At 68.7% G+C, this 21629-nt stretch carries 18 protein-coding genes and 3 pseudogenes; 8 read left to right on the top strand and 13 right to left on the bottom strand.

Annotation, left to right across the window (positions count from 1 at the left end; translation table 11 throughout):
• The first annotated feature begins 200 nt into the window (after nt 1–200).
• From EHS43_RS12950 to EHS43_RS12940, 3 genes are all read left to right on the top strand, one after another.
• Nucleotides 201–1166, top strand: coding sequence for a zinc-binding dehydrogenase (locus EHS43_RS12950; protein WP_125190891.1), 966 nt, complete (start codon nt 201–203; stop codon nt 1164–1166).
• 106 nt (nt 1167–1272) lie between these two features.
• The gene (locus tag EHS43_RS12945; protein WP_007384656.1) at nt 1273–1482 is read left to right on the top strand and encodes an HTH domain-containing protein; all 210 of its coding nucleotides are present in this window, start codon (nt 1273–1275) and stop codon (nt 1480–1482) included.
• The gene (locus EHS43_RS12940) at nt 1482–2048 is read left to right on the top strand and encodes a Clp protease N-terminal domain-containing protein (RefSeq protein ID WP_125190889.1); all 567 of its coding nucleotides are present in this window, start codon (nt 1482–1484) and stop codon (nt 2046–2048) included. Before EHS43_RS12945 ends, EHS43_RS12940 begins: the two co-directional genes overlap by 1 nt.
• 164 nt (nt 2049–2212) lie before the next feature.
• On the opposite strand, the gene EHS43_RS12935 is transcribed toward EHS43_RS12940, so the two are convergent.
• Together EHS43_RS12935 and EHS43_RS12930 are read right to left on the bottom strand one after the other, a co-directional pair.
• The gene (locus tag EHS43_RS12935) at nt 2213–3289 is read right to left on the bottom strand and encodes a PadR family transcriptional regulator (RefSeq protein WP_125190887.1); all 1077 of its coding nucleotides are present in this window, start codon (nt 3287–3289) and stop codon (nt 2213–2215) included.
• A gap of 1 nt (nt 3290) precedes the next feature.
• Complete coding sequence (locus EHS43_RS12930) at nt 3291–4349, bottom strand: DUF4097 family beta strand repeat-containing protein (protein ID WP_125190897.1); 1059 nt, start codon at nt 4347–4349, stop codon at nt 3291–3293.
• A 146-nt stretch (nt 4350–4495) separates the two neighbouring features.
• On the opposite strand from EHS43_RS12930, the gene EHS43_RS12925 reads away from it, so the two are divergent.
• Both EHS43_RS12925 and EHS43_RS12920 read left to right on the top strand, forming a co-directional pair.
• A complete protein-coding gene (locus EHS43_RS12925) occupies nt 4496–5341 on the top strand; it encodes a hypothetical protein (protein ID WP_125190885.1) in 846 nt (281 codons plus the stop codon).
• A gap of 318 nt (nt 5342–5659) precedes the next feature.
• On the top strand, nt 5660–6613 hold the full coding sequence (locus EHS43_RS12920; RefSeq protein WP_125190883.1) for an IS481 family transposase: 954 nt from the start codon (nt 5660–5662) through the stop codon (nt 6611–6613).
• On the opposite strand, the gene EHS43_RS12915 is transcribed toward EHS43_RS12920, so the two are convergent.
• A complete protein-coding gene (locus tag EHS43_RS12915) occupies nt 6610–7197 on the bottom strand; it encodes a transposase (protein WP_260470509.1) in 588 nt (195 codons plus the stop codon). The genes EHS43_RS12920 and EHS43_RS12915 overlap by 4 nt on opposite strands.
• A gap of 320 nt (nt 7198–7517) precedes the next feature.
• Between EHS43_RS12915 and EHS43_RS12910 the strand changes: the two genes are divergently transcribed.
• Nucleotides 7518–8314, top strand: a protein-coding gene (locus EHS43_RS12910) for an IS5 family transposase (protein WP_260470511.1) whose coding sequence is annotated in 2 segments (ribosomal slippage) — nt 7518–7850 and nt 7853–8314 — 795 coding nt in all. Because the reading frame shifts where the segments join, the coding sequence is not laid out codon by codon here.
• A 1968-nt stretch (nt 8315–10282) separates the two neighbouring features.
• Here EHS43_RS12910 and EHS43_RS47655 read toward each other — a convergent pair.
• Entirely contained in the window at nt 10283–10414 is a 132-nt protein-coding gene (locus EHS43_RS47655) for a hypothetical protein (protein ID WP_260470508.1), read from the bottom strand.
• A gap of 95 nt (nt 10415–10509) precedes the next feature.
• Between EHS43_RS47655 and EHS43_RS12905 the strand changes: the two genes are divergently transcribed.
• Nucleotides 10510–10884, top strand: a complete 375-nt coding sequence (locus tag EHS43_RS12905; RefSeq protein WP_125190881.1) for a hypothetical protein — start codon at nt 10510–10512, stop codon at nt 10882–10884.
• 22 nt (nt 10885–10906) lie between these two features.
• Here the strand turns inward: EHS43_RS12905 and EHS43_RS12900 are convergent.
• The 8 genes and pseudogenes from EHS43_RS12900 to EHS43_RS12865 all read right to left on the bottom strand — a co-directional run bounded on the left by EHS43_RS12900 (nt 10907) and on the right by EHS43_RS12865 (nt 19340).
• Nucleotides 10907–12027: pseudogene (locus EHS43_RS12900) on the bottom strand (IS630 family transposase).
• Nucleotides 12028–12108: 81 nt separating this feature from the next.
• A pseudogene (gene istA, locus EHS43_RS12895) lies at nt 12109–13071 on the bottom strand (IS21 family transposase); the annotation flags it as partial.
• A gap of 170 nt (nt 13072–13241) precedes the next feature.
• Nucleotides 13242–14402 (bottom strand): ISL3 family transposase, encoded by a 1161-nt coding sequence (locus EHS43_RS12890; protein ID WP_125190893.1) that lies wholly within the window; start codon nt 14400–14402, stop codon nt 13242–13244.
• A 5-nt stretch (nt 14403–14407) separates the two neighbouring features.
• A complete protein-coding gene (locus EHS43_RS47650; RefSeq protein ID WP_125190879.1) occupies nt 14408–14815 on the bottom strand; it encodes a transposase family protein in 408 nt (135 codons plus the stop codon).
• Nucleotides 14816–15058: 243 nt separating this feature from the next.
• The gene (locus tag EHS43_RS12880; RefSeq protein ID WP_260470510.1) at nt 15059–16498 is read right to left on the bottom strand and encodes an ISL3 family transposase; all 1440 of its coding nucleotides are present in this window, start codon (nt 16496–16498) and stop codon (nt 15059–15061) included.
• A 224-nt stretch (nt 16499–16722) separates the two neighbouring features.
• A pseudogene (locus tag EHS43_RS12875) lies at nt 16723–17756 on the bottom strand (IS30 family transposase); the annotation flags it as partial.
• 802 nt (nt 17757–18558) lie between these two features.
• On the bottom strand, nt 18559–18765 hold the full coding sequence (locus EHS43_RS12870) for a helix-turn-helix domain-containing protein (protein ID WP_125190877.1): 207 nt from the start codon (nt 18763–18765) through the stop codon (nt 18559–18561).
• A complete protein-coding gene (locus tag EHS43_RS12865; protein WP_125190875.1) occupies nt 18762–19340 on the bottom strand; it encodes a Uma2 family endonuclease in 579 nt (192 codons plus the stop codon). The genes EHS43_RS12870 and EHS43_RS12865 overlap by 4 nt, the downstream gene beginning before the upstream one ends.
• Nucleotides 19341–19804: 464 nt before the next feature.
• Here EHS43_RS12865 and EHS43_RS46410 point away from each other — a divergent pair, with 464 nt between their 5' ends.
• On the top strand, nt 19805–19972 hold the full coding sequence (locus EHS43_RS46410; protein ID WP_185806231.1) for a hypothetical protein: 168 nt from the start codon (nt 19805–19807) through the stop codon (nt 19970–19972).
• A gap of 519 nt (nt 19973–20491) precedes the next feature.
• On the opposite strand, the gene EHS43_RS12850 is transcribed toward EHS43_RS46410, so the two are convergent.
• Nucleotides 20492–21382 (bottom strand): helix-turn-helix domain-containing protein, encoded by an 891-nt coding sequence (locus tag EHS43_RS12850; RefSeq protein ID WP_125190871.1) that lies wholly within the window; start codon nt 21380–21382, stop codon nt 20492–20494.
• Between the last annotated feature and the right edge of the window lie 247 nt (nt 21383–21629).

The following is a 21629-nucleotide window of genomic DNA, read 5'->3' as shown; positions in this document are numbered from 1 at the left end:
CCGGTGGGGGCGTACGCGTCCGCACCTGCTTACACACGACCGCCCCAGGGGCGCGGGGAACTGCGCGACCGGCCACGACGGACCCGCACCTGCCCCACGACCGAACCCGGCACCCCCATGGGCGCACCGTTTCGCAAGAGGGCATGTGTCACAACGCGCCCCCGTTCCCCGCGTCGCCGACGGCACCTATCGTCAAGGTCATGTTCGCTGTCTACGCCGCCCGAATCGACCGCGACAACCCGCTCTCGGGACTGGAGTTGGGGGAGCGCCCGGCCCCCGAAGCCCGCCCGGGTTGGAGCGTCGTCGACGTCAGGGCCGCTTCCCTGAACCACCATGACCTCTGGTCCCTGCGCGGCGTCGGCCTCGCGGAGGACAAACTCCCGATGATCCTCGGCTGTGACGCCGCCGGTGTCGACGAGGACGGCAACGAGGTCGTCCTGCACTCCGTCATCGGGCAGAGCGGGCACGGGGTCGGCCCCAAGGAGCCGCGGTCCATCCTCACCGAGCGCTACCAGGGAACGTTCGCCGAGCAGGTGACCGTACCGACCTGGAACGTCCTGCCCAAGCCGAAGGAACTCTCCTTCGCGGAGGCCGCCTGTCTGCCCACCGCCTGGCTGACGGCGTACCGGATGCTGTTCACGAATGCCGGGGTCCGCCCCGGTGACTCCGTGCTGGTGCAGGGCGCCGGCGGCGGTGTCGCCACGGCCGCGATCGTGCTCGGGAAGGCCGCGGGACTGCGGGTCTTCGCCACCAGCCGGGACGAGGCCAAGCGCAAGCGCGCGCTGGAACTGGGCGCCGTGGAGGCCGTGGAGTCGGGCGCGCGGCTGCCGCAGCGGGTGGACGCCGTCATCGAGACGGTCGGTGCGGCCACCTGGTCGCACTCCGTGAAGTCCCTCAAGCCCGGCGGCACCCTGGTCATCTCCGGTGCCACGAGCGGTGACCGCCCCTCGCACGCCGAACTGACCCGGATCTTCTTCCTGGAACTCAAGGTCGTGGGCTCGACCATGGGCACCAAGGACGAGCTGGAGGACCTGCTGGCCTTCTGCGCGGCCACGGGGGTGCGGCCCGTCATCGACGAGGTGCTGCCCATGGACCGCGCCCGTGAGGGCTTCGAGCGGGTGCAGTCCGGTGAGCAGTTCGGAAAGGTAGTGCTCACGAACGGCTGATCCCTTCCTCCCCCTTCTCCCTCGGCGGCCGGTCCGGACACGGATCGGCCGCCGACGTTTGTCAACCATGGTTGACGAGCCGACCATGTCAACGTAAGTTGACGGCATGACGGAAGCAACGGACCTCGCCGAGCGCGCCGGCGATCGCGACCCCCGGGTCGGCCTGCGTGCCGTCGCCGCACTGCGCCGGCTGCTCGAACAGCTGGAGTCGGTGCAGGTGCGCAGTGCGCGCAACCAGGGCTGGTCGTGGCAGGAGATCGCCGCGGAACTCGGAGTGAGCAGGCAGGCCGTGCACAAGAAGTACGGGAGGCATTGATGTTCGAGCGGTTCACGAAGGACGCCCGGGCCGTGGTCGTGGGCGCCGTTGACCATGCCGAGCGAGCGGGGGCGGGATCCGTGGCCGCCGAGCACCTGCTCCTCGCCCTGCTGGACCGGGAGGGCAGCCGGGCCTCCTTCGCCCTGACCGCCCTCGGGCTCGACGAGCGCAGGGATGCCGTACGCGAGGCGCTCGGCGAGGCGCGGCGCCGGGCCGGACTGTCCCAGGCGGACGCCGAGGCGCTGGCCGGGTTCGGCATCGACGTCTCGGAGATCGTCGCCCGGGTGGAGGAGGTGCACGGGGTCGGAGCGATGTCCGGTGACCGGAAGGGCAGGGGGTGGCGGTCCGGGCGGCGGCCCTTCGGGCGGGACGCCAAGGAGATCCTGGAGAAGGCACTGCGTATCGCCGTGGCCCGGCGGGACCGTCATATCGGCGACGAGCACCTACTGCTGGCGATGACGGTCAGGCCGGGGGTGCCCGCGGAGGTGCTCGCCGATCACGGGGTGACCCATGAGTCGGTGACGCGCGTCCTCCACGGCGGGAGCGGCGAGGCGAAGGCCGGCTGAGCGAGGCTGCCCAAGTCAGGGCTGCTCGCCGCTCAAGTCAGGGCTGCGCAGTGAGGGCTGCTCGGCGAGGGGCGCCGCTCCGGTGGGACGACCGTGCCCGCGGGACGACTGCCCCGGCCGGCGGGGGCCGGTGGCCGTCGTCCTGCCGGAGCGGGCCGGCCGGCTCACGCCTTCGGCGCCCGCAGCAGTGCTCCTATGTGGGCCGCCGCCGTCGACAGGTGGCGGCGGGCGTCGCGGAACTGCTCGGCCGTGACGCCGTGGTCGCGGGCCGCGTCGCGGATGTCGTCGCGGAAGCGGTCGAGCAGCCGGTCCAGGTCGCGGGCGGGGTCCCCGCTGGGATCCTCGTGGGCCCATGTCGGTTCGTACCCGGCGGGGAAGTCCTCCGGGGTGTGCGAGTACTGGGGGCCGGTCGGCGTCCCCTGGGCCTTCTCGGACTTCGCGCCGCCGCGGCCGAAGCCGAAGTCCTTCCCGAACTCCTTGCCGTAGTCCTTCCCGAACTCGCCGAACTCCTTGGCCAGTTCGGTCAGTCCCTCACGCACCCCCGTCGGCCAGTCGCCGCGCGCGAAGTGGTCCTGGACCTGCTCCTGCACCCGCCGGGCGATCCGCTGCACCTCCTCCTGCGCCTGCTCGCGGGCCCGGTCCTGGGCCTCCTTGGCCTGGCGGCGGGCCCGCTGGGCCTCCTCGCGGGCGCGGCGGCTCTCGTCCTTGGCGCGCCGGGCCTGCTCCTTCCACTCCTGCTTGACGCGGCGCATCTCCTCCTTGGCGGCACGCCACGCCTCCTTGTCGGTGAACTCCGTGAAGTCCCCGAAGGGGCTCTCCTGTGCACCGGTGTCGCCCCTGGTGCCACCGCCGCGTCGGGCCTCGGTGGCCGCCGCCCGCATCTCGCGCCTCAGGTCGCCCGCCGCTCCGCGCACATCGGCACGGATCTCGGCGGCGAGTTCGGCGACCGACTCGCGGATCTCCAGCTCCAGGTCGGCCAGTTCACCGCTGCGGTCGGCCAACTCGGCGCGGCCCGCGTCCGTGATGGCGTACACCTTGCGGCCGCCCTCGGTGGTGTGGGTGACCAGGCCCTCCGCCTCCAGCTTGGCCAGCCGGGGGTAGACGGTGCCCGCCGAGGGGGCGTAGAGGCCCTGGAAGCGCTCCTCCAGGAGCCGGATCACCTCGTAGCCATGTCGTGGGGCCTCGTCGAGCAGCTTCAGAAGGTAGAGGCGGAGGCGGCCGTGGGCGAAGACGGGGGGCATGTCAGAGCACCTTCTTGTCGGTCGTGCCGTCGGCCGGGCCTCGGGTCGGGTCGTCCGAGGGGGCGTCCTTGGGGGCGTCCACTGGGTCGTCCGTCGGATCGTCCGTGGAGGGGGAGCCGTCGGCCGGGCCGGAAACGGAATTGTCCCCCGGGACGCCGTGCTCGCCGTCCACCGGGTCGGCGGTGTCGGTCGGTCCGGCGCCCGTGTCGCTTTCCTTCGTGAAGAGGTCCGTCTCCCACGGCTCCTCCTCGTCCTCCCGGGGCGGGCGGCGCAGGAGGGCGATGGAGCCGGAGACGGTGGTCGCCCGGAGCTTGCCGGTGCCGGCGCCGAGACGGCCGGTGACCTTGTGGGCGCCCCACTGGCCGCGCACGCGCAGACCGTCGAAGGCGTTGGAGATCGTGCCGCTCGCGGTGTTGGCCTCGATGTCCGCGTCGGCGGGCTGGGGGAGCCGGATGGCTATCTCACCCGAGACGCTGGTCAGCCGGACGTCGGTGGGGCCCTCCGGATCCAGGTCCACGATCATCGAGCCGCTGACCGAGTCGGCCCGCACGGAGGGGCCGGAGCCCTCCACGACGGTGAGATCCCCGGAGACCGAGTTGAAGCGGAGGTCGCCGGTGACGGCCTGGGCCTCCAGATTTCCCGAGACGGTGTCGGCGCGGACGGTGCCGGAGAGGCCGACGAGGGTGGTGTCGCCGTTGACCCCCTTCACCACGGACGGGCCGCGCAGCCCCGACACCACGGCCGCGGCGCTGACCACGCCCACCTCGACGCGGGTGTCGGCCGGAACGGCCAGTGAGACGACCGCGCTGCGCCGCCAGCCCTTGCGGTCGAGCCACTTGAGGAAGCCCTTCCAGGGCAGGTCCTCGTAGGCCACCGTGAGGGTGCCGCCCTCCTGGGTGACGAGCAGAGGCGGTCCCTCGATCTGGGACACCTCCAGGCGGGCGGAACCCTCCTCCGTGCCCACCACGTTCACCGTGCCGTTGACGGTGCGTACGTGGAGTTCGCGGACGGGCTCGTCGAAGGTGAGCTTCCTGGGCTCCGTGACGGACCACTCGGGCATGGTGCAGACCTCCCCGTACCAACGCGCCATATCGCGTCTCCTGCAATTCACGATATATCGTGGGCGTCGAAAGTCAAGGCACTCTTTCCAGGGATGCGGACGTCGAAAATATGACCAAACACCACGAATCGACCTAGCGTGTGACCATGTCGACGGAAGCCACCTCCCGTGCCGGTCGCACCGCCCCGGCCCCCGGCGCGCTGCTGCTCTGCCGGGCCGAGCCGGATTCCGTCGCCCCCGCCGCCAGGCTGCTGCGCGAGCGGATGCTGCTCACGCGCGCGGGGGAGGGGTGGACCGTCCTCGTACCGGAGGGCGGGCCGTGGCGGCGTGGTGAGGAGCCTGTCGACCGGGTCATGACCGGCTGGGCCACCGCCCTGGCCGTAGGCGCTCCCTGGCCCGTCCTCGCCCTGTGGTGGGACGCCGACCGCGGCGGCTACACCCTCGCCTCTGGGTTCCGCCGCCCCGTCGGCTACGTCTGGCTCGCCAACGGCACCCCGGCCGGCCAGGACGAGGCCATGCGCACCTTCGCGGCCCGGCTGGCCCTCGACCCGGTCCTGGACGTCCAGTCCCTCGACCACCTCACGAAACCGGACCCCGCCGCCGACGCCCCCGCCCGCCTGCGCGGCCTCCTCGCGGTCCTCACGCGCGCGGGCCTGGACCTCCCCGCCGGCCTCGCTCCCGGCGAACCGGCCGACCGCCTCCGGGACGCGGTCCGGGACCGCCCGGACGCCCGTCCGGTGCTGTGGGAGGGCCCGCAGGACACGGTCCGTGGCGGCCTCGAAGCGGTCGCGGGCCGCCGTCTCACGCCCTGGCTCCCCTGGTCCGGCGACCCGAAGGCCCTCGCCCTCGCCCTGGCCCAGATGACGGCGGGCCTCCCGCTGGCCGCCTGGGGCCTACGGCACCGCAGCGGCGGCTGGCTCACCGCGGGGACGCTGCTGCTGGCACACGGCGCGCTCGGAGTGTCGTACGCCTTGGCACACCCGCGCGACTGACCCTGAGCAACGGAACGCGACCGAGCGGGCGTCGCTGCCGGTGCCTGGCGTGCTGGGAGCGTCGACACGTGACCCACCCGCGCGCAGAGATTGGCCGGTAGCGCGTCCCGCAGCACACTGACCCTGTTCGTCGGTGACGGGTTCACCGCGGGGCGCTGCTACCGGTGCGCGGTGTGCTCGGGCTGTCGTACGGCCTAGCTGTTCTGTCCCGGGAGGTTGTGGACGGGTGAGCCAGGTCTCGGTTGAGGGATCTTGAACGGGTGAGGGCCTTCCGGTTCGGTGTGGATTGCGACGTCTACACCGACCAGAAAGGCCCTCGTGGTCCACCGTAATGCACCCCTGACCGAGACCGGACGCCTGCGCCTGGCCCACTGCGTCGTCGAGGAGGGCTGGCCCCTGCGCCGGGCCGCCGAGCGCTTCCAGGTCTCGCCCACCACCGCCCGGCGATGGGCCGAGCGCTACCGGCGGTTCGGCGAGAGCGGGATGTCCGACCGTTCCTCCCGCCCGGACACCAGCCCGCGCCGCACCCCGACCCGCACCGAACGCCGGATCATCAAGGTCCGCGTCCTGCGCCGGTGGGGCCCGGCCCGCATCGCGCACCTGCTGCACCTGGTGCCCTCCACCGTGCACCGCGTCCTGACCCGCTACGGCCTGGCCCGCCTCGCCCATCTGGACCGGGCCACCGGCCGCGTCATACGACGCTACGAACGCAACCGCCCCGGCGAACTCGTCCACGTCGACATCAAGAAACTCGGCAACATCCCCGACGGCGGCGGCCACAAGACCCTCGGCCGGCAAGAGGGCCGCAAGAACCGCTCGAACGCCGGGTACAGCTACCTGCACACCGCCGTCGACGACCACTCCCGCCTGGCCTACAGCCAGATCCACGCAAACGAGAAGAAGGAGACCGCCACCGGCTTCTGGACCCGCGCCCACACCTTTTTCACCCAGGCCGGGATCACCGTCGAGCGGGTCCTGACCGACAACGGCTCCTGCTACCGCTCACGCGACTGGCGCGACACGCTGGCGGCGGCCGGAGTCACCCACAAGCGAACCCGGCCCTACCGACCGCAGACAAACGGCAAGGTCGAACGCTTCAACCGCACCCTGCTCGATGAATGGGCCTACGCAAAGCCCTATCGGTCAGAGCAGGAACGACGCGCAGCGTTCCCCGACTGGCTGCACACCTACAATCACCACCGCGGACACACCGCGCTCAAGGGCCAACCACCCGCCAGCCGCGTCCCCAACCTCACGAGGCAATACAGCTAGAGGGCCAGTCTGACGGCGGTGGCCGGGCCGGCCAGATCGGTGCCCGGGCGGCTGGCGGCCAGCCGTCGGACCAGCTCGGTGGTGGTCAGTGAGCGGAGTGCTTCGCGGACCTCAGCGGGTGCGGTGATGACCAGCGATTTGATCTGGTTGATGGTCTGCGTGCGGGCCTTGACGGCACTGGCGCGTACGACGCGCAGTCCGCGGATTGCCTCGACCGCGCCGTCGCGGTGCTTCGGTGTGCTGGTGGCGCGGGCAGTGAGTACCGCGGTGGCGTAGGCGTCGATGGAGTCCGACTTCCCTGCCGCTCGGCGAGCCCGACGGTCGGGTCGGTCCACCTCGATGACGGTGATCTGGTTGGCTCGGAGGTAGCGGCCGAGTTCGGCGCCGAAGGAACCGGTGCCCTCCATGCCCACGACCAGCACCCGGCCGTGGGAGTGCAGCCAGTCCAGCAGGTCCCGGTAGCCGGCAGGTGTTGTGGGGAGGGCCTCGGTGGCCAGGTGCCGGCCGATGGTGTCGATGACGGCGGCCTGGTGAACGTCGGTGTGGGTGTCGATCCCGCCGATCACCTCGATGGGCTGTGACATGGCGGCCGGGTTCCTTCCGTGCGGGGCGAGTTGGCTCGCGCGCACCGGCCGGCGGACGGACACGACTGTGATGGGAGCACGTGCGTCACGCTTCTATGAGGTCACGATCGCCGACCGGTACACGCGGGTGGCACCGCCCGGAAGGTCGACGATTCAGAGTGAGGACAGCCGAAGCGTCAATCGGGGATCGGGTCAGACCCTCGAGCGGTGCCGCCCCATCCTCACAGTCGGGGATCTTGATGTCGGCGGGGTCAACTCCTCAGGGTTCGCTAAGACGTCATATCATTTGGCTCGGTAGGCTGTCGGTCGTGGTTTCGATCGTGGAGCGGCTGGTGCCGGATGAGTTGTGGGAGCTGTTCCAGCGAGTGGTCCCGGAGGCTCCGTCGCGGCCTCAGGGCGGCGGCCGGCGGCGGCACGGCGACCGGGAGGTGCTGGCTGCCATCGTGTTCGTGGCAACGTCGGGCTGCACGTGGCAGCAGTTGCCGTCCGCGTCGTTCGGGCCGTCGGGAGCGACGGCCCATCGGCGCTTCGCCGAGTGGACGAAGGCCAGGGTGTGGGCCAAGCTCCACCGTCTGGTCCTCGACGAACTCGGCGCCCGCGGCGAGCTGGACTGGTCCCGCTGCGCGATCGACTCGGTGAACATGCGGGCCCTGAAAAGGGGGACCTGACAGGTCCGAATCCTGTCGACCGGGGCAAGTACGGGTCGAAGATCCATCTGATTACGGAGCGGACCGGTCTGCCCCTGTCCGTCGGAATCTCGGGGGCGAACCTGCACGACAGCCAGGCGTTGATCCCGCTGGTGAAGGGCATACCGCCGATCCGCTCCCGGCGCGGACGCCGACGGCGCAGACCGGGAAAGCTCCACGCCGACAAGGGTTACGACTACTCCCACCTGCGGCGATGGTTATCCCAGCGGGGTATCCGGCACCGCATAGCGCGCAAGGGAGTCGAGACCTCGCAGCGGCTCGGCCGACACCGCTGGACCATCGAGCGCACGATGGCCTGGCTCGCTGGATGCCGTCGCCTCCATCGTCGCTACGAGCGCAAGGCTGAGCACTTCCTCGCCTTCACGAGCCTCGCATGCACCCTCATCTGCTACCGCAGACTCACCAAATGAGATGACGTCTAAGGCTTCGGGCGAGGAATCTGGCGCTGGTCGAGGTAGTTCTGGAAGGCAGCCGGCTGGCGGGGCGGGGGGGGCTTCCTCAACCAGCGAGACTAGGCTGAGGCACTCGATGTTGACGGCGATGGCCGTGAACATGTTCGGACGTGCTCCTTCCCCTATACGTTCAGGACATGAGCGTGTGATCGGCTTGGACGATGGTGCCGATGCGACGAGTGGAGCATCTGGCGCATCGGAGGCCTCGCCAGGCGAGGATCACGGACGCGGACGGCACGCGGATCGCACCTCCCCCCCCCCCGCACTATCCAACACCCCGAACACGCTCTTCAACTGATCCCCAACAACGACGAGGGACACGAACCGGTACCCGTTGTCAGGTCGCCATTTCGAGCATCTGTTGCCGGGTGAGGGCCGAAAAAGGGAGCCTCCGCCGACGGCAAGGGAGTAGTTGATCAGAGTTTCGTCCTGCAGTCGCTTTTGTATGGATTCGAATATACTTCTCCCAAGGCAATGGCGGCCTGCAGCGCCTGCCACGACGATCTACATGGACGGTTAGGTCTTTCATGTCGTAATCACGGAATATCAGGACAGCGGGATGTCACGCACTGTTCCACTACTTCCTCACGCGACTGTTGAACCAACGAATCGCAGCACACGTTATAGAAGGCGCGTCGTTTTCGCGGTCAAGGAGAGAATACATGCCAGTACGGGCTACTGGTGGGGACTGAGTGGAAGTAGTAGCCAAAACGTTTGACATATCGGGGTGTAAGGTTCAATGGAAAAAGCCGGGCGGGCCGTCAAGAATTACAAAGTGAAAGTGAATAATCAGCCGGAACCCTTACGTTATAGACGCCGGTTCGTAGACGCTGGACAGGGCCAGTGGCGGGCGGGACGGAGGACACGGCGCCGGCCGGTGGCGACGAGCTCCTTGCTCGTCGTGTCCTGTTTCACGCCCCGGCCTCGATCTGGTCCTACCGACGTGCACGTACGTAGAGAAGGGAGAGCGGGGGATGGTGTTCGCGTGCTACTCGAGGAGTTTTGATGGCTTACACAGATGAAGAGTTGGCCGCAGCAGTGCGGGGCAATGATTTTAAGAAGCATGAGGGGCAACCTGTGCTGCCGCCGTTATCCCATCCCCTGGCGCAGCGTCTGAACAGGTCGATCGTCAAAGAGGACGGGACTCTGGTGACTGCGCTGGGTCCGCGAGCGCAAGAGGCTTTGGAGGAGAAGGGATTCGTCCTTGCCGACGACTGGACCCGAAGCAAGAAGGGGCTTGCTACCGGAACACTCCGGAGCGGTTCCCTTCAAAAGTCTGCCAGTGACGCCAAATGGGCAGCTGAGGTGCGGAATTACGTTTTCGCGGCGTATCAGGGGCGACCTGTTCTGCCAGTGCCATCCAATTCCTTGGGGAAGCATCTGAGGGATTCCCTTGTCAGGAGCGATGGGACAGTGCATACGGAACTGGGTCCGCTGCTGCAGGCGGCTCTACGGGAAAAGGGTTTCCGCGTGGTCCAGAACGAGGCTGGCCGGGTGGGGTTGGCCCCTGACACTCTCCGCGTCCGCAGCCTTCGGGCGGGGGCGCATGAGATGAACACGGCACACTACGCACCGTCTGCAGGATATGCAGTGCCTGCACCAACTGGGGCGCATAGACCTTCGGGGCCGTTCGAGGAGCCCGCGCCCTATGGGGAGCCTGTCCCGGTGAGTGGTGTCGCGGCTTGCGCCGCTTACTCGGCGGCAGTGCCGCCAGCCTCGCACGGTTCAGCGTTCAGCGAGTCAGCACTCGAGCAGAGATCGACACTGCTACCGACTAGGCCCAACTTGCCGTCGCTGCGGAGCCTCGGGTTGCTGAACATCGAAGGGAGGCAAAACTCTCCGCAGGCAGGACCGTCAGCCCCCTCTCTTTACCGTCCGAGTACACCGGAACATGGCCGTGAAGGCCGGAGAAGGTAATGAGCTTCTTCAGTAGTGCCTCGTGAGGGTGATGTCGTGGCAGGTGTTGACGACGCTCCCGAGCAGGGAGATTGCCGCCGTGCTGATGCCGGCCGTTGCTTCCGGCGTCACCCGATCGGTTGCCGTTCTGAAGAGGCTCATTCTCAGCTCGGTCCAGGGCACACTCGTGGCTCCGCGTGGGCAGAGCGCCTGCTCGTTGTCCCAGTCGATGTGAAGGCCGCCTTGTCCAAGCCCGCATGGGTCTTGGCCTGGCTGCTTTGGTCGGCGACGACTGGACCGAGCAGGGTGGTGCCCTGCACCTGCCGGGCCCATTCGATACGGGCCGGGGAGATGTAGCCGGAATCGACGATGGGCTCGGCGGGCAGCAACTGCCGCTCGGCGAGCTCATCGTCGATTCTGTGGGTCAGCTCGATGTCCTGGACGGTGGAGATGGTGGTGGCGACATGGACGACCAGTTCGGGGCGTTCTTCGTCGCAGGTTTCCGTGAAGTGCGTGCGGTATCCGCTCCAGGTGGTGTCCCGTTTAACGCAGTAGTGCGCGTCGGTGTCGTAGGGAGAGCCGAATCGCAGCGAGACGGGCGGCAGCGCGTGGCCGTCCCGCTATTGCTGTGACCGCGTTGGTTCGCCGGGTTGGTCAGGCTGCGGTGGTGAGGGGGCGTCCGCCCCAGCGGATGCCCTTCTCGCTGCGGATGCGGGCGCGTTCCTTGCGTTCGGCGGCCAGGACGTCGCGGTGGCGGGCGTTGGCGTTGCGCCAGCGCAGGTAGGCGTGCAGGGCCCTGGTCTGGACGGTGTGGTTGGGGTAGTTCGAGTTGGCGATGGTGAATTGCCGCAGTGACCCGAAGTGGGCCTCGATCGGGTTCGCCCAGGAGGCGTAGGTCGGGGTGAAGCACAGCTCGACCTTGTGCTTCTTCGCCCAGCGGCGTATGTCGGTGCCCTTGTGGGCGGACAGGTTGTCCAGGATCACGTAGATCGGGGCGCCGTCCGGGCGGGCGGCGCGGATCGATTTGAGCGCGGCCAGCGTGCTCACGGCGCCCTTCTTGCGGCGGTTCACGCCCCATAACGTGTCGTCGCCCACCGAGTAGCAGCCGTGGAAGTACCGGACTCCATGGGTGCGGTGGTAGGTGGCCGGCACCCGGTCGGGCCGGGTCTGCTGGCCCAGCAGCTGCCGCCGGTGGGCCGGATTCCGAGCGGGCCGAACTCGTCGAAGACGAAGACCCGGTCCGGGAAGCGGTCCAGGACGTGCTCGATGCGGTCGAGCTTGGCGTCACGCTCGGGGTCCGGGGACTCCTTCCAGGTCTTGGTGCGCTGGAAGGTGATGCCGCGGCGGGCGAGCAGGCACCGTAACGCCTCGCGGCCGATGCGGATCACCCGGCCGTGGACTTTCCGCAGGTAGGCGACCAGCTTGCGCAGTGACCAGCGGGTGAAGGGCTGGCCGAGCTTGACCGGGCGGGTGGTGGCCGTCGCGATGACGAAGTCCTCGTCGTCATTGCTGAGTTGGCGGGGACGGCCTCCCGCCCATTGAGGGTCCAGGCAGGCCAGGCCGATCTCGTTGAAGCGATGGATCACGTCCCGGACGGTGTCCTCGTCGGCCTGCACCAGCTGGGCGATCACCGGCACCCGGTTTCCTCCGGCCGAGGCCAGCAGCATCATCGCCCGCCGGTAACGCACCGTGCTGGTGCTGCCCCGGCGCACGATCTGCTGCAGCTTCTGCCCCTCCTGGTCGGTCAGTCTGCGCACACGCACAGGCTCGGCCACCGTGCCTCCAGCGGTCGGATCGGATGTCACCACACATCCAACCGCCACGACCGCCGACCCGGCGAACCAACGCGGTCACAGCACTAGATACGGCATCTCCGGCAGCGGTTTAAGTGCGATGTGGTCGCGGGCCGCCCGCTCTCCGATGACCTGCTGTTGAGTCCTGTGGGCCTGAGCCCGCCGCTGCGGCACCCAGGCGGCGAAGGCGGCGTCCATCTCCTCGATGGAGGAGAAGGACCGGCCGGACAGGACGTGGTCACGGACTATGAGGACTTGGCGTTCGACGCGTCCTTTGCCGGTGGGCCGGTAGGCGGCCAGGACATCGATGTCGAAGTCGTAGTGGCCAGCGAACCCGACCGCTTCCGGATGCAGCGGGACCGCCTCGCCCGGAGCGACGTGGCGGCGGACGACGGTCTTCGTGCGGTCGTAGACAATCGTCATCGGGACGCCACCGAAGTGGGCGAAGGCCCGGCGGTGGCAGTCGAAGAACGTCTGCAGGTCCTGGCTGGTGGTGAAGCAGCAGAACGGGTCGCGCGAGTACGACAGCGTCATGTGGAACGAGTAGACCTTCGGGATCCCCATGTGGGCGAGGATCTTGCCCTCGTCGCCCCAGTCGACCTGGGCCTGGGCGCCGGGGACCACCTCGAACCGGCGGTGCATGCCAGCGAGTTCCTTCGGGGTGATCCCGAGCTCCTCGGCGATGCGAGGCCGGGCTTCCTGGACGTAGAGCTTGACGCGTTGGTAGCTGCCGGTGAACCCGTACTCCGCCACCAGCCGCCCGTGGATCACCGCCGCTTTCATCAGAATCTCGGCCCGCAGCATCGAGTCGACCAGCGGTGCGAACTCGTCGATCACCCTCGCCTTCGACCGGCCGTTCGGCGACCGCCGTGGCGGGGTCGCCGGCCCCGGTGCCGACAGATACTTGCGGACCGTCTTCCGGGCCAGCCCGGTCTCCCGGGCCACCTCCGACAGGCTCATCGCCCCGGACTCCAACAGGCTCCGGAAGCGACGCGATTCCAACCAACGATGCGGATCCAGGACCACCGTCGACCGCCTTCCGCCGCCTCTCACTGACCAAGCAGCAGAGTGCCGAGCAACAGGTCTCAACGCATCAGCAACTGTCCCTTTTCATCCGTACGCGGGTGGGGACGTTCACGGCCCTGGCAAGATTTCCGTGAAGTAGGGGTGTGCCACCGTGCGCCGGTGACGCTCCGTCACGGGTAGCGGCGTCGGAGCAGGGCCATGAGGATGACTCGGTGGCGGAGCAGCGGGACTCCCGCGCGTCCGGCCGTGATCCGTTTCTGGAGCTTCAGGTCGGTGATGCGGCCTTCGTTGACGCCGGAGTTGAACGGGGTGGTGATGCCCTGCACGACTGCGGGCTGGTCTTCGCGCATGGCTTTGGCCAGGCTGGCCAGTGCGGCAAGTTGGGCGGCGGCGAGTTGGTCGAGCCAGCCGGCCAGCGGGGCGGCATCGCGGGCGTCGAGCATGGCCGCGAACTGCCGTACCAGGTCGTGGGTTCGGTCCAACTCCGGGCAGTGCTCGAACAGTCTGCGGAGTGCCTCGGCTGCGTGCAGGCCGCGCCGGGACGGTGTGGTGGTGATCCACCGTGCGGCCTGGCGGGGTGAGGGTGGCCGCTCGCGCGGTGTGTCGATCGGCAGCCCGCGACGTAGCGGTGCGATGGCCATTTTGACCCGCTGATAGTGGCCGCAGTAGCCCTTGGCGACGATCTCCTGGTGCAGCACCGTCGCGGTGTGCTCGCCTTCCTCCCAGCGCTGCCGCAGGTACTCCAGATACGGATCGAGGCTCGTCGACGGGCGGGGCGGAGTGCGTCGTACGCATTCCTGCCAGGAGGTTGCTCGTGCGTACTTGGCCACCGTGCGTCGGTTCAGCCCCAGTTCGCGGGCGATGGCGCTGAGCGAGCGGCCGGAGCCGGAGACCGCGTGCACCGCCTCGAACAGCCGCTTGGCGTGGCGCCGAGCGGGAGTATCGGCCGCCTCGGGCCGTTCTGCGGACGGTGGTGAGGCCGGTTCGGCGTCAGGCACTGCGGCGGACAGACAGCCGCGATGGGCGGCGGCGATGTCCGAGACCCGTTTCGAAAGCCCTTGCCAGAGGTGGAAGCGATCACTGACCTGCACCGCGTCCGGGGCGCCGGCGGTGATGCCCTGCCGGTAGGTGAGCGAGCCGTCCCGGCACACCACCTGCACGCCAGGATGCATGCGCAGCCAGGCGGCCAGTTGCTCGGCATCGCGCCCGGCCCACAAGTCGATCGGCAGCCGCGTGTCGGCATCCACGAGCAGCGTGCCGTAGACATCCGCGTACAGGGCGAAGTCGTCCACGCCCAGCACTCGCGGTGTCGCGGCCGGCGGCAGCCGCATGCGCATCAAGTGGAACAGCACGCTCGTCCGCGACAGGGCGCGTCCAGGATGTGCAGCAGCCGGGCGCCGCCGCGGCCGGCGAGCAACACACCAGCCATCTCGACCAGGTGCTGCAGCAGCGGGCTGCGTCGCTGGTAGCGCGCCGTTAGCCCCTTGACCTGCTCGGCGAATGTCCGCCGAGTGCAGTTCGGGCTGTCGCAGAACAACCGCCGCACCGACAGTCCGATCAGCACCGGGCGGCCACCGACAGCGACGTCGGCCAACGTGCGGAGATACCGACTGTGCACCCGTTCCGACTCGCGACCGCAGTCCGGACACACCACCATCAACTCCCGGGTGCGGGCGGAGATGCGAACCACGCCGCCCGCCGACCACACCCGTTCCACCAGCACCGCATCCAGGTGCGGAGACAAGATCTGTACGAGGTCATCACACTCGCTGACAATGCCGTCACCCGTGACGGAGCATCACCGGCGCACGGTGGCACACCCCTACTTCACGGAAATCTTGCCAGGGCCACGTTCACGGCTCTGGCAAGATTTTCGTAGACGGAGATCATCTGGGTGCCGTGGTCGGCCGGTCCGCGTAACGGCGGCGGAGGTGGGCGATCAGGACGACGCGGTGGCGCAGGAGCGGAACGCCGGCGCGTCCTGCCATCAGGCGTTTTTGGAGTTTGACGTCGGTGATGCGGCCTTCGTTGACCCCGGAGTTGTGGGTGGTGGAGATCCCCTGGGCGACGGCGTGCAGGTCTTCGCGCAGGGCTGCGGCGATGCCGGCAAGTGGTGACAGTCCGCTGCGGGAGAGCTCGTCGAGCCAGGACGGCAGGGGTGCGGTGTCACGGTTGTCGAGCATGGCGGCGAACCGGCGGACCAAGTCGTGGGCGTGCTTGAGTTCCGGACAGTGCTCGAGGAGCCGGTGCAGGCCGTGGTTGACGTGTAGGCCGCGGCGGTCCGGGTGGGTGGTGATCCAGCGTGCGGTCTCGCGTGGGGACGGCGGGCGCGGGGCTGGTCGAGCGGCAGCCCGCGTCGCAGGGGTGCGATGGCCATCTTCACGCGCTGGTAGTGCCCGAGGTAGCCCTTGGTGCGGAGTTCCTGATGGAGGACCATCGCGTTGTGTTCGCCCTCGTCCCAGCGTTGTTGCAGGTAGTCGCGGTAGGGATCCAGGGTGAAGGGCTTGCGGGGTGGGCGGCGCACGACCTCCTGCCAGGTGCGGGCGCGGGCATACTTGCGCACTGTCCGGCGGTCCAGGCCGAGCTCCCGGGTCACGGCGCTGTAGCTCCAACCGGATCCGGTCAGAGCGTGCACAGCCTCGAACAGTCTCCTGGCGTGCCGCCCGGCTCGTGTGTCCGCCGCAGCGTCCCCGGTGGTCTCTTCGTCCGGTGCCGGATCGGCCTCTCCGGCCGGCGGGAGGGCTGCGGGCAGACAACCTCGGTGGGCGGAAGCGATGTCCTGGACGCGGCGTGACAGCCCCTGCCACATGTGGAAGCGGTCGCTGACCTGCACGGCATCGGGGGCGCATGCGGTGATGCCCTGCCGGTAGGTCCGCGAGCCGTCGCGGCAGACGATCTCGACGCCGGAATGCTCACGGAGCCAGCGGCTGAGCTGTTCGGCATCCCGTCCCTCCCAGAGCGTCAGGGGGAGACGGGTGGTGGCATCGACCAGGAGCGTCCCGTAGGTATCGCCGTAGAGCGCGAAGTCGTCCACACCCAGCACCCGGGGAATGACGAGGGGCGGCAGCGGCATCCGCATCAGCTGCGACAGGACGGTGCACCGCGACAGCCTGACGTTCAGGACCCGTAGCATCCGGGCCCTACCCCGGCCCGCTAGCAGCACCCCCGCCGCCTCAATCACACGCTGCAGCAACGGCGTGCGCCGCTGGTAACGCACGGTCAGGCCCGGTACCTGCTCGGCGAACGTCACCTTCCCGCAAGCGGCGTTCTCGCAGTACAGACGGCGCACGCTCAGCTCGATCAGCACCGGGCGGCCGCCCAGAGACGCATCGCCGAGCCGTCTGACGTAGCGGCTGTGACACCACCCGCTCGGTGTCCCGCAGCCCGTACACGGCGCGGGGGCAAGCGACCGCGTACGTGCCCGCACAACCACCACAGGCCCGGAGCCGTCGACCGAAAGAACCGACACGCCCGCCAAGTGCGGTAACAGGTAGGGCAGTTCAACAGAGCACACCCAAAGGCTGCCCGTTACGCGGACCGGCCGACCACGGCACCCAGATGATCTCCGTCCACGAAAATCTTGCCAGAGCCACGTTCACTTGTACGCCGACACCAACCCGATCACGAACACCGCTACCCCAATACAAGTCGGAAGTACTGACGCAGCAGCCCGTTCGTGTTCTCGTTCGTAGGGCGCTGCCAGGGCGAGTGCGGATCGGTGAAGAACACCTTCGTCCCGGTATCGAGGGCGAACTGGGCATGGCCGGAGAGTTCCTTGCCCCGGTCCCAGGTCAGGGTCTTGCGCAGCTGCTCGGGCAGCTGTGCCATCGATGTGGTGAGCGCCGCGTTCATCGCGATCGCGCCGTAGCCCCCGAGTGAGGTGCCGTTCTTCACCGGCGGATTCTCGCCCCAGCCTTCGAGCCGGGGCAGGTGCACCAGGAGTGTGGAGCGGCTGCTGCGCTCGACGAGCGTGCCGATCGCGGAGCGGCCGGTCCCGATGATCAGATCGCCTTCCCAGTGTCCGGGGACCGCGCGGTCCGCGGCCTCGGCGGGGCGTTGGCTGAGGACGACGTCCTCGGTGACATGCCCTTGCGGCCTGTTCTGCGACCGTGCGCGGGGAGTACGCAACGCCCGGCCGGTCCGCAGACACGCGACCAGCTCCCGTTTGAGCGCACCGCGGCCCTCGATGAACAGCGCCTGGTAGATCGCTTGTGGCTGATGCGCATGGACTCATCATCGGGGAAATCGACGCGAAGCCGCTGCGAGATCTGTTCCGGGCTCCATGCCATCGCCCATCTTCTGTCCTGCCGGTGCGGCTTGTTCAGCCCCTTCCACGCGGGCGTCTTGGGCCCGGTGACAATCGAGCCGTCGGGACGACGGACACTGCCGGCGAGCCGTTCCTGCACGTATTCACGCAACCTGTCGTTGCCCGCGAGCTTGGCCGCCTTCGGGCGCTTCGCGGCCTGCTGAGCCTTCCACTGAGCGACCGTGGCCCGATACTCCTGCTTCCCGCTGCGGGTGGCGGCGTTGCGGCGCAACTCGCGCGAGATCGTCCCCGGATCACGTCCGATCGCGCGGGCGATCTCTCGCACGCTCTTGTCCTGGGCACGCAGAATCGCGATCTCCTCGCGCTCCTCGAAGGACAGGTAGCGGCCGGTGGGCTCGGCCAGAGAGATCGGCGGCATGCCGCCAGCGTGACGAAACCACCGAGAGCCGACCGGCACCGAAACCCCGACCGCCAGCGATGCCTCAGCCGTCGTGACGCCCGTGGCGATCAGCCGCCAGAACTGCCGCTGCACCACCCGCGACGGATCAGGCCGGCCAGGCGAGCGCATCGCCGGCCTCAGCGCCCGATCGGCACGCCACTGCCGCCGAAGCCCCTCGGGCACATCGCCGGTCTTCCGACTCCAGTCCTCCGTAGCCATCATGAACACCTCCGAAATCAAGGTGTTGCGACGACCGGTTGAATCCGCCAGCTGCAGATTCCCACCCCCGAAACAACGAAAGTCCACCCAAAAGGGCTCCAGACATACGCCCGCGACATCCGCGAAAGCCCAAAAGCGCCGGAAATACGGAACTGTAACGGGCCCGGAGACCTGCCCGCGCGAGGCCTGCCGTGCCCGCAGAGCCGAAGATGCCTGCACTGGGTTCAGTAACCGTCCGATCCACTGGCGGCCAAGAGGCGGCCAAACCGGGCGGCGGGCAGGAAGACAGGGCTGCGCCCGGCACCGATGGGCTGCGGCAGACCCGTGTGCGGCGCCTGGCCGGTGTGCAGAAGGCGCACGGGAACAGCTGAAGCTCTCAAGTCAGCAGCTGAGGACAGCAAGAGGGTGCCCCCGTGAAGTTCACTACCCGGCGCATCACCCGGGCACTGCGCCCGTTCGGCACGGGCAGACCCGAATGCCTTACAGCCCCGACCGTGCCGTCTGGGCAGCCGATGACCCGCACAAGGCGAGCCGGGCGGTGGCGGCCTGCCAGCGTGTGCACCTACTCCTCACGGGCGGTGAAGGTGAGCGTCAGCCGACAGCCTAGCGCCACGGCGATCCGCTCCAGCAGAGCCAGTGTGGGCAGGTCCGTTCCGGACTCGATCCGGGAGATCGCGGCCTGCCCCGTGCCAGCCAGTTCGGCGAGCCGAGCCTGCGATATGCCTCGCTGGCTGCGCCAGGAACGCACCAGTCGTGCGGCGTCGTTCACTGTCCGCGATCCGCAGCGTAGCGAGGCAGCCCGGCCGTGTCGATCTTCCATTTGCCGACCGTGACCGTGTCACCGAAGCGATAGTGCTGACGGTTGTCGTAGGCGGTTTCACCGCTGCGGCGGGTGGGCGCCCAGTAGTGCACAGCGCTGCCGTCGCGGGGATCGACGATCACATAATGCGGGACCCCCATCGCCGGATAGTCCCGCAGCTTACCTTCGTAGTCGTTCGCCGGATTGGACCGTGACACGATCTCGATCACCAGATGCGAACGGCGTGGGTCGATCGCGTCACTGTCGGTGGTGGCTTCCTCCTCGTCGATCACCACCAGGTCCGGAACGCGCAGGACCCCCAGGGCCGCGTCCTCCATGTCGGTCTCCACCATCAGCACCAGATCAGCGTCCAGCTGCGGCTCGAGTTGGAGCCGCAGGCGATGGGCCACCAGCTGATGCTGCTTCTTGGGGCTCATCATCATCAGCAACTGCCCGTGGCTGATCTCCGGCCATGCCAGAGGCTCCGGCCGGTCGAAGGCTTCACGGAACTCACGTAGATGGCGGTAGATGCTCTGCTCCGACATGCACCCACCCTACATGACGAAATCATCATATTCTCTGCCGTGCTCTGGCTTCGCGAGGACAGCCGTTTCCGGGGGTGGCCGAGGCGCGTGTACCTGCTTCAGGATCCGGCAGTGAGGAATACAGGGTCGAACGCCGGTCCCCAGTGACGGTTGGGACTTCCCGGGCCACGCCTTGCACGGCAACACGGACCTCCAGCTCATCGAGGGTGCGGACCACGCCTGGGGCACCATCCCGCACGGCACCACGCTGCACCGGTCCACACTGGGATTCCTCCGGAGGCACCTGAAGCGATGACCACCCCGGGCTTCGAGGCACTCCGTACGAGGGACACCACCACGACGGTCACCCGATTGCACACCACGGACGACTCCGGTCTCGTGGCCACTCCGTTTCCCGCACCCCGGCTTACCTGGTCACCGGCGAGCGACAGGCCGGGCATGCTGCAACACACTCACGAGATCCAGTGCCCGCCGACGCCTCCATCGCCGACGCGAGCTCCAGCGGGGAGGTCGCCTCCGACGTGGTGACCGATCACCCGTGCCCGAACGCACCGCTGTACAGCCGCAAGGCCCGGCACTGGCGCGTCCGGGTCCGGGTCCGGGTCCGCACCGACCTCGGCTGGACCGGGTGAAGCAAACCCGCCCGGATGCAAGACGCCCTGCTAGAGGCCACGGACTGGACGACTCACCCCGTCCACCTGCCCACTGACCGAGAACGGACCCGCCCGGGCCCGTGCCGCTCCATTGCCGGGACTTCGAGCTCCCGGCAAAGCCGGTCTCCGCCCTCCTGTACGTGACCTCGCCGGGGGCGTCCACCGCACAGCGATCAACGGCCGGCCCGGCTCCGACGGGCTGCTGGAACCTGGTGGCGGTGCCCAAGTCCCAGCAGATCAAGTCCCTGGCCGGTATCTGGCGCATCGACCAACTCATCGACGAGGCACCTGGTGACGCCTGGCAGGAAGCCCGCGACGACCTCGGCGGTGCCTACATCCTCGACAACGGCTCTCCGCAAAACGATGTCCTGTTCCTGGAGTCGCCCCGACTGATCAGCGGACGCAGCACCAGCGCGTGCGGCACCAAAAGGCTGCCACCACCCGAAGATCGTGGACCTTCTAGCCGAAGGACCTCGGCCGGACGGCCCCAAGTAAGGTTCAAACCGAGTGGTCCTTCTCGGGTGGGCCAGCGGGTAGCCGTCTCGCCGGCGGGGTGTGCAGCTGCTGCAGCCCGATGACGCGCAGCAGGTCGAGCTTGTGTTCGTCCTCGGATCCCGGGGCCGCTGTCATGATCACGATCGTCTGGTCGCCGGGGCCGCCGGTGAGGGTGTCGCAGTCCACGACGATGTCGCCGGCCAGCGCGGTGTGCAGGGTCTTGCGGCTGGTGCGGAGCTCGCCGACCGTGCCCTCCCGCCAGCGCCGGCTGAACTCCGGGCTGACCCTGGTCAGTCGTGTGATCAGCTGGGACAGGTCGGGGTCGTCCGGGTAGCGGCTCACCGCCTTGCGGAGGTGGCCGACGAGGTCCCGTGCGTAGGTTTCCTCGTCCTCGGGGGTGTGCGTCACCGGGTGCGCCCTGTCGGTGAAGTAGCGCCACGCGACGTTGCGCTCCAGGCGGGTCTGGCTCGACGGGTCACCGAAGAGCGTGGCCCAGAGCGGGTTCCACAACACCACCTCGTAGATGGCGGTGTGCATGGCGACGGCGACCGGGAGATTGCGGAAGCGGTCCACCATCCGCTGGGCGGTCGGGGTGATGTGCCGGGGCACGTGCCCGGCCGACGGCAGGGCCACCCCCGCCACCCGGAACAGGTGCTCGCGCTCCTCGTCGTTGAGCCGCAGCGCCCTGGCGAGCGAGGTCAGCAGCTGAGCGGAGGGGTTGCGGGCACGGCCCTGCTCCAGGCGGACGATGTAGTCGACACTGACCCCGGCGGTCAGCGCGAGCTCCTCACGGCGCAGACCGGGCGTACGCCGGTTCAGGCCCGGGGCCAGACCGACGTCCGCCGGCCGCACCCTGCTGCGCCACGCACGGATCAGCTGCGCAAACTCGTCCATGCCGCCATGATCCCCCGCGGTCGGCGGCCGTGGGTGGTACCAGCTTGCCTACCCGAAGCGGTACCTGTCGGCCCGGCCGCGAAGGCACCAGCATTCGATCTCGACCGCAACGGACGGTGACCCCTAGTAGGGCTTGGTCATCTTCATTTGTGTATGCGTGTCCGCTGCTCTACGAGCGTCGTTGGAATGGCGTGACACCTGAGGAGATGGCCGGGGTCCGGGAGGACCTGGAGGCGTTCGCGGCGGA

This window comes from Streptomyces sp. RP5T, from assembly GCF_003933965.1.
GTDB lineage: Bacteria > Actinomycetota > Actinomycetes > Streptomycetales > Streptomycetaceae > Streptomyces.
The sequence above is the reverse complement of the archived record's forward strand: the minus strand, read 5'-3'. Positions and strand labels throughout refer to the sequence as shown.